General features: G+C 61.5%; 15 protein-coding genes. 8 read left to right on the top strand and 7 right to left on the bottom strand.

Annotated elements, in window-relative coordinates:
* The first annotated feature begins 3 nt into the window (after positions 1-3).
* The 3 genes from HMPREF3160_RS04375 (at position 4) to HMPREF3160_RS04365 (ending at position 2,341) form a co-directional block, all read left to right on the top strand.
* Positions 4-609, top strand: coding sequence for a nucleotide exchange factor GrpE (locus HMPREF3160_RS04375; RefSeq protein WP_083285418.1), 606 nt, complete (start codon positions 4-6; stop codon positions 607-609).
* A gap of 165 nt (positions 610-774) precedes the next feature.
* Positions 775-1,746: a DnaJ C-terminal domain-containing protein gene (locus HMPREF3160_RS04370; protein ID WP_035757791.1), complete on the top strand. Its 972-nt coding sequence runs from the start codon at positions 775-777 to the stop codon at positions 1,744-1,746.
* 97 nt (positions 1,747-1,843) lie between these two features.
* Positions 1,844-2,341: a heat shock protein transcriptional repressor HspR gene (locus tag HMPREF3160_RS04365; RefSeq protein ID WP_070507257.1), complete on the top strand. Its 498-nt coding sequence runs from the start codon at positions 1,844-1,846 to the stop codon at positions 2,339-2,341.
* A gap of 114 nt (positions 2,342-2,455) precedes the next feature.
* Here HMPREF3160_RS04365 and HMPREF3160_RS04360 read toward each other — a convergent pair whose 3' ends face one another.
* Both HMPREF3160_RS04360 and trmB read right to left on the bottom strand, forming a co-directional pair.
* Positions 2,456-4,525: a BCCT family transporter gene (locus HMPREF3160_RS04360; protein ID WP_070507256.1), complete on the bottom strand. Its 2,070-nt coding sequence runs from the start codon at positions 4,523-4,525 to the stop codon at positions 2,456-2,458.
* Between the two features lie 89 nt (positions 4,526-4,614).
* Positions 4,615-5,463 (bottom strand): tRNA (guanosine(46)-N7)-methyltransferase TrmB, encoded by an 849-nt coding sequence (gene trmB, locus HMPREF3160_RS04355; RefSeq protein WP_035757793.1) that lies wholly within the window; start codon positions 5,461-5,463, stop codon positions 4,615-4,617.
* 212 nt (positions 5,464-5,675) lie between these two features.
* Between trmB and clpB the strand changes: the two genes are divergently transcribed.
* From clpB to HMPREF3160_RS04340, 3 genes are all read left to right on the top strand, one after another.
* Positions 5,676-8,264: an ATP-dependent chaperone ClpB gene (gene clpB / locus HMPREF3160_RS04350; RefSeq protein ID WP_070507254.1), complete on the top strand. Its 2,589-nt coding sequence runs from the start codon at positions 5,676-5,678 to the stop codon at positions 8,262-8,264.
* A 176-nt stretch (positions 8,265-8,440) separates the two neighbouring features.
* On the top strand, positions 8,441-8,671 hold the full coding sequence (locus tag HMPREF3160_RS04345) for a DUF3073 domain-containing protein (RefSeq protein WP_070507251.1): 231 nt from the start codon (positions 8,441-8,443) through the stop codon (positions 8,669-8,671).
* A 112-nt stretch (positions 8,672-8,783) separates the two neighbouring features.
* The gene (locus HMPREF3160_RS04340; RefSeq protein WP_256173959.1) at positions 8,784-9,797 is read left to right on the top strand and encodes a Sir2 family NAD-dependent protein deacetylase; all 1,014 of its coding nucleotides are present in this window, start codon (positions 8,784-8,786) and stop codon (positions 9,795-9,797) included.
* A 1-nt stretch (position 9,798) separates the two neighbouring features.
* Here HMPREF3160_RS04340 and purM read toward each other — a convergent pair whose 3' ends face one another.
* From purM to HMPREF3160_RS04315, 5 genes are all read right to left on the bottom strand, one after another.
* Positions 9,799-10,941 (bottom strand): phosphoribosylformylglycinamidine cyclo-ligase, encoded by a 1,143-nt coding sequence (purM, locus tag HMPREF3160_RS04335; protein ID WP_070507250.1) that lies wholly within the window; start codon positions 10,939-10,941, stop codon positions 9,799-9,801.
* A gap of 50 nt (positions 10,942-10,991) precedes the next feature.
* Positions 10,992-12,521 (bottom strand): amidophosphoribosyltransferase, encoded by a 1,530-nt coding sequence (gene purF, locus HMPREF3160_RS04330; RefSeq protein ID WP_083285417.1) that lies wholly within the window; start codon positions 12,519-12,521, stop codon positions 10,992-10,994.
* A 5-nt stretch (positions 12,522-12,526) separates the two neighbouring features.
* Positions 12,527-12,928 (bottom strand): DUF2207 domain-containing protein, encoded by a 402-nt coding sequence (locus HMPREF3160_RS04325; protein ID WP_052048729.1) that lies wholly within the window; start codon positions 12,926-12,928, stop codon positions 12,527-12,529.
* Between the two features lie 75 nt (positions 12,929-13,003).
* Entirely contained in the window at positions 13,004-13,384 is a 381-nt protein-coding gene (locus HMPREF3160_RS04320; protein ID WP_070507386.1) for a sterol carrier family protein, read from the bottom strand.
* 129 nt (positions 13,385-13,513) lie between these two features.
* Positions 13,514-14,581 carry an asparaginase gene (locus HMPREF3160_RS04315; protein WP_070507248.1) on the bottom strand — a complete coding sequence of 356 codons (1,068 nt, stop codon included), beginning with the start codon at positions 14,579-14,581 and terminating at the stop codon, positions 13,514-13,516.
* Between the two features lie 159 nt (positions 14,582-14,740).
* On the opposite strand from HMPREF3160_RS04315, the gene purD reads away from it, so the two are divergent.
* Both purD and HMPREF3160_RS04305 read left to right on the top strand, forming a co-directional pair.
* Positions 14,741-16,060 (top strand): phosphoribosylamine--glycine ligase, encoded by a 1,320-nt coding sequence (purD, locus tag HMPREF3160_RS04310; protein ID WP_052048731.1) that lies wholly within the window; start codon positions 14,741-14,743, stop codon positions 16,058-16,060.
* Positions 16,057-17,004: a phosphoribosylaminoimidazolesuccinocarboxamide synthase gene (locus HMPREF3160_RS04305; protein WP_070507246.1), complete on the top strand. Its 948-nt coding sequence runs from the start codon at positions 16,057-16,059 to the stop codon at positions 17,002-17,004. The genes purD and HMPREF3160_RS04305 overlap by 4 nt, the downstream gene beginning before the upstream one ends.
* Positions 17,005-17,008: the final 4 nt, after the last annotated feature.

Here is a 17,008-nt window from a genome sequence, read left to right as displayed (position 1 = left end):
CACATGTCGAACGAGGAGAAGAATCTAGGCGATCAGCAGCCTGAAGAAACCGGGCCAGCAGCGGGTGAGGAACAAGCCCCTGCCGCCCCGGAGGAAGGCACCGCTGACACCGATGCACTGGGCCAAGCCCAGCAGATCCTCGACGACGCCGCACGAGCCGAAGAGGCCTCCGCATCCGGCGACATGGATGCGGAGGGCCTCGCGGCCGAATACAAGGAGGACCTCCAGCGGTTGCAGGCGGAGTTCACGAACTACCGCCGCCGTGTAGAGCGGGATAAGAAGAACGCTCACGACGAGGGGCTCAACAAGGCCGTGGCTAGCTTGATTCCGGTTCTGGATGATATCGATGCGGCTCGTGCTCACGGTGATCTGGAAGAGGGACCGTTCGCGGCGATAGCCGATAAGTTGGAGCGTTCCCTGGCCAGCATCGGGTTTGAACGGATCGATCAAACCGGTGTCGAGTTTGACCCAACCATCCACGAGGCGATGCTCCGCCAACCCGTTGAGGGTGTTCCGGAGGATCACGTGGGGCAGGTCTTCAGGATCGGTTTCCAACGCGGTGACCGTGTTCTGCGTGCAGCGCAGGTCATGGTTTCCACCGGCGAATAAAACGTGACGTGATCGCGTGCAATGATCGCGGGAAATGATCGCGTGAAATGATTCAGTGCGGCGGCGGGTCTAGACGGTAGGTCTATTGAGCCCGCCGTCGCCTGTTTTCGATAGTTGTAGGTATAGATTTTTTATAGATTTTGAGTGAGGCTAGGAGGCGTCACGATGGCCAGTCAAGACTGGGTCGAAAAAGACTTTTACGCGGCGCTGGGCGTCTCCAAGGACGCCAGTGAGGCCGATATTAAGAAGGCCTACCGGAAGTTGGCCCGCAAGTATCACCCGGATACGAATAAGGACAACCCTGAGGCTGAGAAGAAGTTCAAGGACATCTCGGAAGCCTATGCGGTGCTTAGTGATGAGCAGCAGCGTAAAGAGTACGATGCGATCCGCGCTATGGGCTCGGGTGCTCGCTTTAGCGCCGGTGGTTCCGGCGGCGGATTCGAGGACATCTTCGGGGACGTGTTCGGTGGCGGTGGCGGGCAGCGAGTCCGTTACTCCTCCGGCGGTGGCGGCGCAGGCGGGTTTGAGGATCTGCTGGGCGGCATGTTCGGAGGCGGCGGCGGAGGCTTTGGCGGCTTCCAGCAACGTCCGCAGCGTGGTGCCGACCGTAAGGCTGAAACCACGATTTCTTTCAAGGGATCCATTGAGGGCACCACGATCGGTTTGCGTACCCGCGATGGTGAAGTGATCGAGATCCGCGTACCTGCCGGGGTGCGTGATGGTCAGACGATCCGCGCGAAAGGCAAGGGCGAACCAGGCCCGGCCGGCAACGGCGACCTGATGGTCACGGTGCGCGTGAATGAACATCCGTTCTTCAAGCGTGAGGGCAACGACATCACGGTTGAGATCCCTGTGAGCTTCAACGAGGCCGCTTTAGGTGCAACGATCTCGGTTCCAACCATCTCCGGCGAGAACGTACGGATGAAGGTTCCAGCCGGTAGCCCATCGGGCAAGCGGATGCGTTTGCGCGGCCGCGGCGTGAAGACGTCTAAACGCACAGGCGACATGTACGTTGTGCTCAACGTAGTGGTCCCTAAGGACCTCTCGGAGGAAGCGAAGAAAGCAATCGAGGACTATGCGCAGGCTACAGCCGGCGAGGACCCGCGGGCTAGCATTGCTTCCCAAGCAAAGCTGTAGACACTGCGAAGCTGTGGATACGGCACAGCTCTGAACACGGAGTAGGTCTGAACACAGCGCTGTGGTGAATGTTTCGAGGTAACGGAAGGAGGCGTGGATGAACGCGTCAGCAAGTAAACGATTCGAGCCTGGTTCCGGGCGGGACGGCGAGTGGGACGCGCCCGTTTTCGTGATTTCCGTTGCCGCTGAGCTCGCCCAGATGCACCCGCAGACCTTGAGGCAATACGACCGTTTAGGTCTGGTTGTGCCTAAGCGTCAGGCGGGTAAGCATCGCCGCTATTCGCAGCGGGACATCGACCGTTTGCGTCGAGTGCAGGAACTGTCTTCCGAGGGGGTCTCACTTGAGGGGATCCGCCGGATGATCGGCTTGGAGAAGCGTGTAGAAACGCTCATGGAACGTGTGGCTGAGTTGGAGCAGGATGTTGAGCGGTGGCGTGGCCGTGCCGAAGGTGTCGCGATCGCGGCGCAGCGGATTTTCGCGGCCGGCGCGTCAGGCGAGGTCGCGATCACCCGGACGGGGCGCGATACCGACCGTCTGCAGCAACGCACGATGCAGGCGTGGGCGCAGTTCCAGCTCATGCCACCCGAGGACTAGACCAACTGAGAGCTAGTGCAACTGGGGGCTAGCCGCTTCAGAGAGATTAAACGGTCGTGGGCCGGAGAACATTTCTCCGGCCCACGACCGTTTAATCGCACTTGCTCAAGGCGCCTATTCCTTCGGTGCCGTGTCCTTGCCGGCTTCAGCGTCGCCGTCAGCGTTCTTGCCGGCATCGGCGGCAGGCTTTTTGTCGCCAGCGCCTGGCTCGCCGACCTTCGGCTCGGTGACTGGGCCTGGGGTTTCTGGCTCGTAGCCGTCGTCCCATGTGTCGGTTTCGTAGTCGTAGCCGACTTCCGCGCCAGTCTCGTCGTGGCGCTGATACCACTCGGTGACCTTCTCCGCGGTGGAGTCGAAGTCCGCACCTGCGCCGCGTCCGTCACCGGAGTGGCGCACGGTCAGCTCGAAGTCGTCGCCGTACTTCTCGATACCGCGAACCACCGCGTTGGAGAGCATCGTGGATTCGTAGTCGCTGCGGATCGAGGCCGGGTCGGTGCGCAAGTCCATGATGAACGCGACGATCATGAGCAACAGGATGATGCAGAACGGGATCGCAATCAGGATCGTGAGGTTCTGCAGGCCCGTCAGCGAGGACTCGCCGCCGGAGAGCAACATCACGGTTGCGATGCCCATCATCGCCAGGCCCCAGAAGATCACGATGAGCTTGCTTGGGGCTGGGTTGCCGCGGGAGGAGAACGTACCCATGATCACGGATGCCGAGTCCGCTGAGGTCACGAAGAAGATCGCGAGCGCGATCATGATGAGGAACGGCGTGACGTTAGCGAACGGTAACTTGTCGAAGAGGTGGAACAGGATCGTCTGCGGCGAGTCGTCTGCGCTGATGCCTTCCACGCCGGCGCGCTTCATCCACATCGCGGCACCACCGAAGATCGTGAACGCGAAGATCAGGATCGCGGTAGGAACAGCGATCACCACGAGCGAGAATTCACGCAGGGTGCGGCCGCGGGAGATGCGGGCGATGAACGCGCCAACGAATGGGGTCCAGGCGACCCACCATGCGAAGTAGAACGCGGTCCAGGCGGCCTGGAACTCAACCACGTCAGCGCCCCAGGACAGCGACTTGCCCATCATAGCGAGGAACTCGTTGGCGTATTCGGTGACACCGGATGGCAACAGGTTCAGCAGGAACAGGGTTGGTCCTGCGAAGAACACGAACAATACGAGGCTGAGTGTCAGCACGATGTTGGTCGTGGAGAGGTAGCGGATGCCTCGGGAGACACCGGAGACCGCGGAGATGATGAACGCGGCGGTCAGGATCGCGAGGATGATGATCAGCCCGTTGTTGGCGATGGGCCCAGCACCGGATACGATCTCCACGCCTTTGCCGAGCTGGATCGCGGCAAGACCGAGGGAAGCGGCGGTACCGAAGAGGGTCGCGATGATCGCGAACATGTCCACGAGGCGTCCTGCGAAGCCGTCAGTCTGCTTGCCGAACAGGGAACGGAACACGCTCGAGATGAGGGTTACGCGGCCGCGGCGGTAGCTCGAGTAGGCCATAGCGCCGCCGACGAGCGCGTACATCGCCCACGCGGAGAGCCCCCAGTGATAGGAGGACTGGGCTACGGCCATGTGGATCGCGCCCGGGGTTTCTGCTTCAACACCGGTTTGCGGCGGCGGGGACACAAAGTAGTAGAGCGGCTCGGATGGACCGAAGAAGAAGATACCAACGCCAATTCCGGCACCGAACATCATGGCGACCCATGCGAAGCGGCTGAACTCTGGTTTTTCGCCGTCTTTACCGAGGCGAATGCGGCCGTAGCGGGAGAACGCGATGAACAGCATCGCACCGATCGAAACCATGACGGTGATGTTGAGCAGCCAGCCCATGTTCTTCATGGTCCACGCGAACGCTACCGAGGAGACCTCGCCAACGGATGCCGGGTTGATGACGCCCCACGCGACGAACGCGACAATGAGGGCCGCGGTGATGCCGAAGACGAGCTTGTCGAGTTTGAAGACGTGACGCTGTTCGTCAACGCCGATTCCGGGAACCAGCCCCGGGTGGATGTTGTGAGGGTAGAGGCCTACGTGTGAGGAGCGTCCGCGGGTGAGGGGGTTTCCTCGTTTCTGCGGGGCTTTCTTGGTGGCCGTTTGGGTAGTGTCCGCTGGGGAAGCTTCCTCACTCGGACGCTGGTTATTTTCGGGGCTGGGTTTATTACTCATGCCAAATCCGTAAAACGGTTCCTCAGTTAGGTTGCGTATGTGCAACCTCACAGGCTACCCGATTCTGACGCGATGTGTGGTTAATGTCATCAAATCTTGCGCGCGGCGAGGTCGAAAATCTTGCGTCCGACCTTGTGGGCTTTAGCTTCGAAGCTCGTCAGTGTGCGTCCTTCGAAACGTGGAGCCCACCCGCCGCGAGTGTCAGTGAACTCCGGATCTGCCTCGTGTTTTTCCGCATCGATGCGGCGGATCGCGGTCAGCGGGGATTCTTCGCCGCTGCGCTCGCCGGCGTGCAGGTTTTCAAACTGCGGGCTGTTGTCGATGACCTCGCGCATTTGTTCGGCGTAGTTGGACCAGTCGGTCGCTAACCGCCAGGTTCCGCCTGGCTTGAGGACGCGGGCGGCGCGTTCGGCGAAAGCATCGGTGATGAGGCGGCGTTTATGGTGTTTGGTTTTATGCCACGGGTCGGAGAAGAAGATCCAGAGTTCGTCCACGGATTCCGGGGTGAGCGCTACATCGAGGACTTCGGGTGCGTTCGCTTGGATTGCGCGAACGTTGGTGAGTTCGAGTTTTTCGATCCGTTCCATGAGTTTGGCTAGCCCGGGGGTGTAGACCTCTACGGCGAGGAAGTTCGTCTCGGGGTTGTTGTGTGCCGCGTGCGCGATGGCTTCGCCGAGCCCGGTTCCGATCTCCACGATGAGGGGGCGCTCAGGGTGCGGGAAGTGGGATGGGACGTCGATGGTCGCGTCCGGGTGGATCGAGGTTGCCGCGTGGTGGCGAGGTACGTCAATCAGGATGGTTTCGCGCAGTGTGTCCCAAACCCGTTGTTGGGCGTTCGTCATGCGTTCTCCGCGGCGGACGAATGAGACGGGTTCGGCGCGGAAGTACGTTGGGTCGGTTTCTGCAAGGCCCGGGCGGGGCTGAGGTTTGGGGCTCATGTCTTTAACCCTAATCTGCGGCCGCTGTTAGGTGCGAAACCAAGTGGGGGCGCCAGTTGCAATGGCCCGCTGGCCGGTTGTTGCTTGGGGGACAGCAAGAGATTCAAGAAAAGAGTTCATCCCTGGGAATAATTTCTACCCAACAGAAGTTGAGTTAGGTAGACTCAACTTTAAGTTCAATGGCTCTTATAGGAGTAGGAAAGGGGTAGGGCATGGACACGAATTTGACGACTAAAAGCCAGGAGGCTGTCTCTGCGGCGAGCATGAACGCTGCGACTGCCGGTAACCCGAATCTTGAGCCGGTGCACCTTTTGAAGGCGCTGATGGATCAGCGGGATTCGGTGGCTGTTGCCGTTTTGAAGTCGGCCGGGGCGGATCCTGATGCGGTCTCGGTTGCCGCATCGACGGCGATCCGCAAGCTGCCGAAGGCCTCGGGCACCTCGGTTGCTCAGGCGCAGGCTTCGCGGCAGATGCTGCAGGTTATTTCTGCGGCGCAGCAGGCGGCTCAGGCTAATGGGGATCAGTTTGTTTCGACTGAGCACCTGTTGCTCGGTTTGGCGGCGGACGCTGGCGAGGCCGGTGTCGCGTTGCGTGATAACGGCGCGTCCATTGAGGCGCTCAAGGCCGCGATGGTGAGCGTGCGCGGGGATCGGAAGGTTGATTCCCAAGATCCGGAAGGTAGCTTCCAGGCGCTTGAGAAGTACGGTACGGACCTCACGGAGGTTGCCCGCAAGGGTGACCTTGACCCGGTGATTGGCCGTGACCAGGAGATCCGCCGCGTGATTCAGGTGCTTTCACGCCGCACCAAGAACAACCCGGTTCTGATCGGTGAACCGGGCGTGGGTAAGACCGCGGTGGTCGAAGGCCTTGCGTTGCGTATGGTTGCCGGGGATGTTCCGGAGTCTTTGCGCGGCAAGAAGCTCATCTCCCTGGATCTTGGGGCGATGGTCGCCGGCGCTAAGTACCGTGGCGAGTTCGAGGAGCGGCTCAAGGCTGTGCTTGAGGAGATCAAGCAGGCTGAGGGCGGCATCGTGACGTTCATCGACGAGATTCACACGATGGTCGGCGCTGGTGCCTCCGAAGGCTCGATGGACGCCGGCAACATGCTCAAGCCGATGCTCGCCCGCGGTGAGTTGCGCTTGATCGGTGCGACGACCCTGGATGAGTACCGCGAGAACATCGAAAAGGACGCTGCTCTGGAGCGTCGCTTCCAGCAGGTTTTCGTGGGTGAGCCGTCGGTTGATGATTCGATTGCGATCCTGCGTGGCTTGAAGGAACGCTACGAGGCGCACCATAAGGTCGCGATCGCTGACTCCGCGCTGGTTGCCGCGGCAACGCTTTCGGACCGGTATCTGACGGGCCGTCGCCTTCCTGATAAGGCGATCGACCTTGTGGATGAGGCGGCATCGCGTCTGCGTATGGAGATCGATTCCGCGCCGGAGGAGATCGACGTGCTGCGCCGTTCGGTTGACCGTTTGACGATGGAGGAGCTGGCGCTCAAGGATGAGACTGACCCAGCCTCGGTTGAACGATTGGCTGCTCTGCGTGAGGAGATGGCTGATCAGAAGGAAGAGCTCGAAGCGCTGACTCTGCGATGGGAAGAGGAGAAGACCTCCCTGAACGAGGCGGGCGATATTCGCGCTCAGATCGATGATCTGCGCAGCCAGGCTGACGTAGCTCAACGTAAGGGGGATCTGGGGGAGGCCTCCCGGATTCTCTACGGCGAGATCCCGCAACTGGAGGCAAAGCTCGCCAAGGCCGAAGAGAAGGCTGAGCATGACCGTCAGGACCGCATGGTTTCTGAGGAGGTTACCGCCGATGACGTCGCTGAGGTGATCTCTTCGTGGACCGGTATTCCTGCCGGGCGCATGCTTGAGGGTGAATCGCAGAAGCTGCTGCATATGGAAGAGAACGTTGGGAAGCGTTTGATCGGCCAGAAGCAGGCTGTCGCGGTGGTCTCTGATGCGGTGCGTCGTAGCCGTGCTGGCTTGTCTGACCCTAACCGTCCAACGGGTTCGTTCTTGTTCCTCGGGCCTACGGGTGTGGGTAAGACTGAGCTTGCTAAGTCTTTGGCTCAGTTCCTCTTCGATGATGAGCGTTCGATGGTGCGCATCGACATGTCGGAGTATTCCGAGAAGCATGCGGTGTCCCGCCTGGTCGGTGCTCCTCCTGGCTATGTCGGCTATGACGAGGGCGGCCAGCTGACTGAGGCTGTGCGCCGTAGGCCTTATTCGGTTGTTTTGCTGGATGAGGTTGAGAAGGCTCACCCTGAGGTTTTCGATATCTTGCTGCAGGTCCTCGATGATGGCCGGCTCACGGATGGCCAGGGTCGCACGGTTGATTTCCGGAACGTGATCTTGGTGATGACCTCGAATCTGGGTTCGCAGTTCTTGGTTGATCAGACCATGGAGGCTGAGGCTCAGAAGAAGGCGGTCATGGATGTGGTTGAGGCCTCCTTCAAGCCGGAGTTCTTGAACCGGCTTGATGAGGTCATCATGTTTGATCCGCTCTCGCTTGAGGATCTGTCGAAGATTGTTGATCTTCAGGTGCGGCAGTTGGATGAGCGGTTGGCTGATCGTCGTTTGACGCTCGATGTCACGCCTGCGGCTCGTGAGTGGCTTGCATTGACGGGCTATGACCCGGCTTATGGTGCCCGCCCGTTGCGCCGCTTGGTTCAGCGGGAGATCGGCGACCAGTTGGCTCGTAAGATCCTTGCCGGTGAGGTGCTCGATGGCGAGACGGTCCGCGTGGATCGTGCAGCTGAGGATGCCGATGGCCTCACGGTTGAGGCTGAACGCTAAACCGCACTGTTTCGTCCCGCTCCCTATGCACTGCGGCTCGCTTCGCAGTGCATAGGGGTGAACGTGTAGAATCAGTCTCACGAAACATTTGTAGATCATCCACTGGGGCCTCTCGTGTGCTGGATTTCCAGTTATCGGGACTTCCCCAGGTGAAGAGCGGAAGAGGGGGTCACGCCATGGGGCGCGGCCGTCAGAAGGCTAAGGCAACACGTCAGGCCCGGGAGATGAAGTACTTCACCCCGGGCACCGATTTGAGTGCTCTCGAGCGCGAGCTAGGTATCGGGGGTTCTCAGAACTCTCGGGACGAGCTTGAAGAGCAGTACGAGGATGACCCATACGCGGATCTTGCAGCCCGCTATGGCGCCTTTGATGATGATGACGAAGACGAGAACGATCGCCGATATTGATCGTTGCTCCCGCTCGTGAGTGGGTACACGTCGTGTGAGAGGCCGCTGGAACCCGTTGGGTTCAGCGGCCTTTCGCGTTCCCGTTTCGTGTTTGAAAGGCAGGGAGGGTTGAGTGCCTGATAACGCTGGTCATGCTGGCCGTCAGGGTGTGACGCCGTTGCCTCGCTGGAGCGAGGAGCAGACGGTGTTTACGGATAATCCTCGCGTTGCCGATGCGCATAAGGCTGCGTTGCGTTCCCTTGAGCGTGCCGTGGGGCATAGCGCCGAGCCGACCCCGGACGCTGAAGCCCGCGAGGCCGTGACGCGCATGGTCCGCGGCGGCAAGGTCCTGATTTTGACGGGTGCGGGTGTCTCTACTGATTCAGGTATCCCGGATTACCGTGGCCCGCAGGGTTCGTTGCGCCGCACCCGCCCTATGACGGTCCAGGAGTTCCGTGCTGACCCGGCGGCCCGGAAGCGGTACTGGGCGAGGGCTTTCATTGGGCATCGTTTGATGAATCAGGCCCGCCCGAACCTGGGCCATCGTGTTCTAGCCGAATGGCAGCGCCGCGGTCTGCTCTCCGGGATCGTGACGCAGAACGTGGATGGCTTGCACGAACAAGCCGGTGCCGCGGATGTGATCGCTTTGCACGGCGATATGAGCGAGGTCGAATGCCTCGACTGTGGCGCCACCGAGCCGCGCGAACTCTATGAGGTTCGTTTGGAGGCGGCTAACCCTGGGTACCGGGAGACGGTCACGGTACGTGATGCGCACGTGAACCCGGACGGTGACGTGACGTTGTCCGATGCGGATGTGGCTTGCTTCACCACGGTCGCGTGCGCTGTGTGCGGCTCGGAGAGGATGAAGCCTTCGGTCGTGTATTTCGGTGAGAACGTGCCGAAGGAGCGCCGCGAGCGGGTTGAAGAGCTCAAAGCGGACTCGGATGCGTTGCTGGTGGTCGGTAGCTCGCTGGCTGTGATGTCGGGATACCGTTTTGTGCTTGATGCGATCAAGCGCGGCCAGCCCACGGCGACGATCACCGCGGGCCCAGGCCGCGCCGACGACAAGGTCGATGTGCTGTGGCGAACGCTTGCCACCCCGGCTTTGCTTGAGGTCGAAGCTAGGCTGTTGCGCTCACAAGAGTGAGTCAGGCCGCGTAGTTGCCGACGAGCCGTACTGCGCCGCCGTCGACGCCCTTAGCTCCCTGGACGGTGGCTTCATCCGCGCGGATCTCGTCAGTGAGTTCGGTGACTTGACCCATGTCCCACGCCTGCACACCGCGAGCGTTGAGGTGCGCGATCGCGTCCGCCGCGGCGTCGGGGGCGACGATCGCGACCATGCCGACGCCGACGTTGAGGGTGCGTTCGAGGTCATCTTGTGGAACCTTGCCGAGCTCGCTGATGAGCGAGAAGATCGGCGGAAGCTCCCACGTTCCGCGGTCTACAGTCGCGGCGAGCCCGGCTGGTAGAACACGGGCGAGGTTCGCTGCCAGGCCGCCGCCGGTCACGTGGGAGAAGCCGCGCAACGGCGCCTCTGGGGACTCTGGTTCGGTGTTGAGGGCACGCATGAGCGAGAGGCAGTCCCCGGCATAGACCCGGGTCGGCTCGAGTAGCTCCTCACCCAAGGTGCGGCCGAGCTCGGTGACCTCACGGTTCAGGTCCCACCCGGCGGCGTGGATCACGCGGCGTACCAGCGAATAGCCGTTGGAGTGGATACCGGAGGAAGCCATCGCGATCACGCGGTCGCCAGCCTTGACCCGTTCCGGGCCGAGCATCGCATCAGCCTCAACAACACCGGTTGCGGCGCCTGCCACATCGTACTCATCCGGGCCCAGCAGGCCAGGGTGTTCAGCGGTCTCGCCGCCAACGAGCGAGGTGCCAGCCAGGCGGCAGCCTTCCGCGATACCGGATACGATCGCCGCGATCCGCTCAGGAACCACCTTGCCGCACGCGATGTAATCAGTCATGACCAGCGGCTCAGCGCCGACCACCACGATGTCATCAACAACCATCCCGACCAGGTCGAAACCGATCGTGTCATGCTTATCCATCGCCTGAGCGATAGCGACCTTGGTGCCCACACCATCGGTCGAGGACGCCAACAGTGGACGCTTGTACTTCAACAGAGCAGACGCGTCATACATGCCCGCGAAACCACCCACACCGCCCACTACGGCAGGGGAGTGGGTCGCTTTGACGGAGGCCTTCATCAGCTCGACCGCACGGTCGCCGGCCTCAACGTCCACACCAGCATCGGCATAGGTAATGGGTTGCTGATCAAGGGAGCTCATGGGGTTTCAGTTCCTTTGTTTGAAGGGCGGCTAGGGCTCTGGGCTAGGGCTTAGGCTTGCGCGCGAGCCTGCGCGCGAGCCTGCGCACGTTTCTCTGCGATTTCCGGGTGGCGGCCCGGGTCACGTTCGCTGACCTCCGGGCCGAGGTCTTTATAGTCAGGAAGCGCGATGGGGTACTCGCCGGTGAAGCACGCGGTGCACAACTGTTCTCGTGGCTGTTCAGTCGCGGCGATCATGCCTTCTTCTGAAATATAGGCTAGTGAGTCAGCGCCGATCGATTGCGCGATCTGTTTTTCATCGGCACCGTTGGCGATCAACTCGGCGCGGGTCGCGAAATCGATCCCGTAGAAGCACGGCCATTTGACCGGCGGGGAAGAGATCTTCACGTGGACCTCCGCCGCACCGGCTTCACGTAGCGAACGCACCACTGCGCGCTGTGTGTTGCCGCGCACGATCGAATCATCCACAACCACTACGCGTTTGCCGCGGATCACGGACTCCATCGCGTTGAGCTTGAGCTTGATACCCAGCTGACGCAGCGTCTGTGTCGGCTGGATGAAGGTCCGTCCCACATACGCGTTCTTCACGAAACCGTGTGCGAACGGGATGCCGGAGGCTTCCGCGTAACCGATCGCGGCAGGGGTTCCGGAATCCGGGACCGGGATCACGATGTCGGCATCAGCGGTGTTCTCGCGCGCCAAGACGCGGCCCATCTCAACACGGGACTCATACACGTTGCGCCCCTGGATGGTCGCATCCGGGCGGGCGAGGTACACGTATTCGAAGATGCATCCGGCACGGTCGGCTTGAGCGAAACGGGTCGTGCGAACACCGTTGGCGTCGATCGCCACCATCTCGCCTGGCTCGATCTCCCGGATCACGCTGGCACCCACCGTGGCCAGCGCGGCCTGCTCGCTCGCGACAACCCAGCCGCGCTCAAGACGCCCCAAAACCAGTGGGCGAACACCCCACGGGTCACGCGCGGCATACAGCGTGTGCTCATCCATGAACACAAGAGAGAACGCGCCACGCAAGCGAGGCAAAAGCTCAGCGATCGTAGCCTCAAGGGAATCGTGGGCGTTGTTATCCAACAGCGAGGTGATCAGCGCGGTATCAGTCGTGTTACCCGCCCGGACCTCGCCGCGTGTTTCCTCACCATGCAGCTCACCAATCAAGCGGGAGAGCTCACGCGTATTCGTGATATTGCCGTTGTGAGCCAGGGCAACCGTACCGAACGGGGTCGGCCCGAGTGTGGGCTGAGCGTTAGCCCACTTATTCGCGCCCGTCGTCGAATACCGGCAGTGACCCACCGCCATGTGGCCCGACAACGCGTTGAGAGTGTTCTCATCAAAAATATGCGAAACCAAGCCGATGTCTTTATAGACATTGATGCGCTCGCCGTTGGAAACCGCGATACCGGCGGACTCTTGCCCGCGGTGCTGCAAAGCGTAGAGGCCGTAATAGGTGAGTTTCGCTACGTCCTCACCCGGCGCCCACACGCCGAAAACACCGCATTCTTCCTGTGCGGGGCGTTCATCAGGGAGGAGGTCATGATTGAGCATTCCGTTGCCACGAGCCATGCGGCCTATTTTGTCACACCACTGCCGGTTTCTTGGTCGGTTTCCTTGACTGCGTAGATGTGTTGAGTGCGCTTACGGCCCACACGGTCGAAGATCAAGAAGACGATCGCACCGACCCCCACGCCGATGATCGCGAACAAAACAGCGAGGAAACCGAAAACAGCCCCCATCGAATGGTCCTCGGTCCCGCCACGCAACCACGCCGAAATCAACGCGAGAATCACACCGAGCACACCGCCGGTGAGCATGAACGCGCCAGGCTTGGGCGCAACACGAACCTCAAACTCAACCGGTTGCTGAGCCTCACTAGCGGAGCCTGCCTCAGCTGGACCGTCGGCTGGACCGGCACCTTGGGTATCAGCTGGGCGCGCGGAAGATGCAGGGTTCTCGATCGGCTTTTCAGTCATAAAGACAAGCCTACCCAGTTGTGCGTGCATGCGGCGTTGGGAGTGCACGTAACCGCAACGCCGCAGCCAGGAACGCTAGTTGCTGAGGGAGGCCTCGCACAAAGGCAGGAACTCACTCAAGTCGCTACGGGTACCGGATGCATCCACGAGCCCGCGGTCAACGGCATCGGCCCATTCGAGCGAACCAGTCGCCAACTGAAGCCACGTATCCGGGGTCATCTCAACAACATTCGGCGGGGTCCCACGCTTATGCGAGGTACCTTCGATGCACTGGACGGCCCCATGCGGTGGAATGCGCACCTCAACCGAACCGCCCGGAGCTTTCTCCGTGAGAAGCTGCAAAACATAACGGACAGCGATCGCTTCCGTCTTCTTATCAAGGCTCTGACGGTCATTGCGCCACGCAGCAACAGCAGTTTCGCCTTGCTCAACCGAGATCTTACGTTTCTGTGCCACACGAACCTCCCCAAGGCTCCCCTGGCAACCGCCGTATGCGGCCACCAGGACCGAGTTACCTTAACCCCAGCATAGGCGTTTCATGTGACTGAGCGCACTCATTCACGACATAAGCCAGTGATCGGGCGCTCAGTCCCGGCGCAATTGGGCCACCGCGGCAGAACTACGGACCTCACCCACCGGGGCACCGCCACCCAAAACAGGCCGATCCAACTCAGCGAGCGCGGCCGCAACCGCATCGGGATCAGCAAGCCCCAACGCAACCAACGCATCCAAGCCAACACGGGTGTTCGCACGGTCGCTACCATCGAGCATCTTCAACGCAAGGCCATAACCATCCTTGGTGCCCAGAACTAACACAGCCTCAGCACCCAGCTTGGCGACCACGCCTGTGCGTTGCATCGTGACAGTGTTCTCCTCGCCCTCGCCGTGAACAGCCCACGGGTGAGCGAGCATCGCCGGAGCAATCCGGGACCACAACGCCGCATCCTCATCCGTAAAACCCTCATCCGAAGGCAACGTGCCTGAGGATAAGCGGGAAACCGCACGAGCCAAAGCCGTGACCGTGAGCTGCGGAGCCGGGGCGCCGCACCCATCGACGCCCACCACACCCAACGGGGCGCCACCCAGAACCTCCAGAAGTCGCAACGCATCCTGCTGAACAGGATGCTCCGGCTCAAGATAGGACCCCGTGTCCGCACCACTGGCCACCGTTGCCTTCAAAAACCCGGCGTGCTTACCCGAGCAATTGAACGCGAGCTTATCCGGGCCGGCATCCTGCTTGATCCTCTCGCGGCGGGCACCCTTATCGCGAGGCATCGCATCCGGGCACTTCAAAGCCCCCGCATCCAGCCCGGCTTCAGCCAACATCCGCTTAGCCAACTCCTGATGCCGCACCCCACCCTGGTGAGACGCACATGCTAAAGCGAGCTCCTCATCGTCCAACTCAGCGCCGGCACGCAGGGAAGCGAAAGCCTGGAACGGCTTGAGCGTAGAACGCGGGAAAATCAGAGCCTCGGGGTTGCCGAGCGAAGCCGCAAGCTCGCCATCAGGACCCACCACGGCAAGGACACCGAGGTGCCTGGATTCCACCGCACCGTTACGGGTCACATGCGCCAACTCAACGGTGTCATTGGCAGTGATCGAACGGTCTGGGCTGTAATGCGGGTCCGAAGGAGTGAAAGCGTCTGAGGTCATACAGCCAGGGTAGTGCACCGGCTACGGCGGGGCGGGGCCGCGGCTCCGCTGACAAACAGGTTAAGGCACGGCTGCGCTGGGCAACCGGGATAGTGCACTGCAGTAATGCACTGTGCTACCTCGAGAATATGCGGCGCGGAATCTATAGGATGGATAACTGTGAAGGTCTTGGTAATTGGCCCAGGCGGCCGCGAACACGCCCTTGTCCGTGCGCTTTTGCGTGATGACTCCGTTACCGAGGTGCATGCCGCCCCCGGTAACGCCGGAATCGCCGCGGATGTGCCCGTCCACGAACTGAGCACCACAGATCCCGATGCGTGCGTAGCGCTCGCGCGTGAGCTCGCGGTTGATCTGGTGGTTGTTGGCCCCGAGGCCCCGCTCGCTGCAGGTGCCGCCGACGCGCTCGTTGCCGCTGGCATCCCGGTGTTCGGCCCATCGAAGGCCGCGGCCCAACTTGAGGCTTCCAAAGCCTTCGCCAAAGAAATCATGGCCGAGGCCGAGGTCCCCACCGCGATGGCGCGGGTTGCTGTCAACGCTGAAGAAGCCGCCGATGCGCTCGATACCTTCGGCGCCCCCTACGTCGTCAAGGATGATGGTCTCGCGGCAGGCAAGGGCGTTGTTGTGACCTCCGACCGAGCCGAAGCGCTCGCCCACGCCCAAGCCTGCTTTGAAGCCGGCGGAAGCGTAGTCATCGAAGAATTCCTCGACGGCCCAGAGGTCTCGCTGTTCGTGCTCTCCGACGGCACCAACGCGGTCCCACTCGAACCGGCGCAAGACTTCAAACGCATCTTCGACAACGACGAAGGCCCCAACACCGGCGGCATGGGCGCCTACACGCCACTGCCGTGGCTACCGGAGAACTTTGTCGACCAGGTCATGGAACGCGTCGCTCAACCGACGCTGGCGGCAATGAAGAACCGCGGAACCCCGTTCGTCGGAGTCCTCTACTGCGGGCTTGCCGTAACAAGCCGCGGGCTGCGTGTCATCGAATTCAACGCCCGCTTCGGCGACCCAGAAACCCAACCGGTACTACAACGGCTGCGCTCGCCGTTGGGGCGCATCCTGCTCGCTGCGGCGCGTGGCACGCTCGATACGATCGAGCCGCTCGTATGGGATGAACGCACCGCGGTGGCGGTCGTGTTGGCCTCGGCCGGTTACCCCGAGTCCTCCTCGAAAGGCGATGTCATTACCGGCGTTGAGGCCGCTGAAGCTGACGATGCCGTGTCCGTCCTCCACGCCGGAACCGCACTCAACAAGGATGGCGAGCTCATCACCGCAGGCGGGCGCGTCCTCGCCGTCGTAGGGCTCGGCGAAGACCTCAACGAAGCCCGTGAAACCGCATACGAAGGCGTAGGCAAGATCAGCTTCGACGGCGCGCAACACCGCAGCGACATCGCGCTGAAAGCCGCCCGCGGCGAGATCACCGTCCCGAGCGTCGGCGTAGGTCAAGGCGCATCCAAGGAAGGAGACGCACAGTGAGTGAGACGGGCACGAACCATCAAGCAGCGCGCGGGTACACGACCAATCCGATCCAGCTGGAAGGCTGGAAGCACACATATTCAGGCAAGGTGCGTGACCTCTACGTCCCGGAAGACCCAGACATCACCGACCGCGTCCTGGTGGTCGCCTCCGACCGCATCAGCGCATACGACCACGTGCTGAGCACGCCCATCACCCATAAAGGTGAGGTGCTGACCCAGTTGTCCCTGTGGTGGTTCGAACAACTCACAGGCGTTGCCAACCACGTACTATCCACGGACGTGCCGGAGCCGGTAGCGCATCGCGCCATGATCTGCCAGCGGCTGGATATGTACCCGATCGAGTGCATCGCCCGCGGCTACCTGACCGGCTCGGGGCTCGCTGAATACAAGCAGACCCAGACCGTGACCGGCATCGAGCTGCCCGAGGGCCTGGTTGATGGCTCCAAGCTGGAGCCAGCGATCTTCACCCCGAGCGCTAAAGCTGAGGTTGGGGAGCACGATGAGAACATCACGTTCGAGCAGATGGCTGCCCGAGTTGGCCGTGAGGCAGCCGAAGAGCTCGCCGAGCTAACCCTGGATGTTTATACGCGGGCCGAGAAGATCGCGCGCGAACGCGGCATCATCCTTGCCGACACCAAGGTCGAATTCGGTCAAGACCCCGTCACAGGCCGCACGGTTTTGGGCGACGAGGTTCTCACCCCAGACTCTTCACGTTTCTGGGACGCCGCGGAATATCAGCCGGGTCAGTCGCAACCGTCCTTCGATAAACAGTTCGTGCGTGATTGGCTGACTTCTGAAGCCTCCGGTTGGGACAAAGCCAGCGATACCGCCCCACCAGCGCTGCCAGACGAGATTGTTGAGGCGACCTCCCGGCGCTATGTCGAAGCGTACGAGCGCCTCACCGGCCGCGAATTCACCCCGCTGTCACATCCCTACGCGTAAGCAG

It is taken from the genome of Arthrobacter sp. HMSC06H05, from assembly GCF_001807395.1.
GTDB classification, from domain to species: Bacteria; Actinomycetota; Actinomycetes; order Actinomycetales; family Micrococcaceae; genus Pseudoglutamicibacter; species Pseudoglutamicibacter albus.
This window is presented reverse-complemented; position numbering and strand designations above follow the sequence as displayed.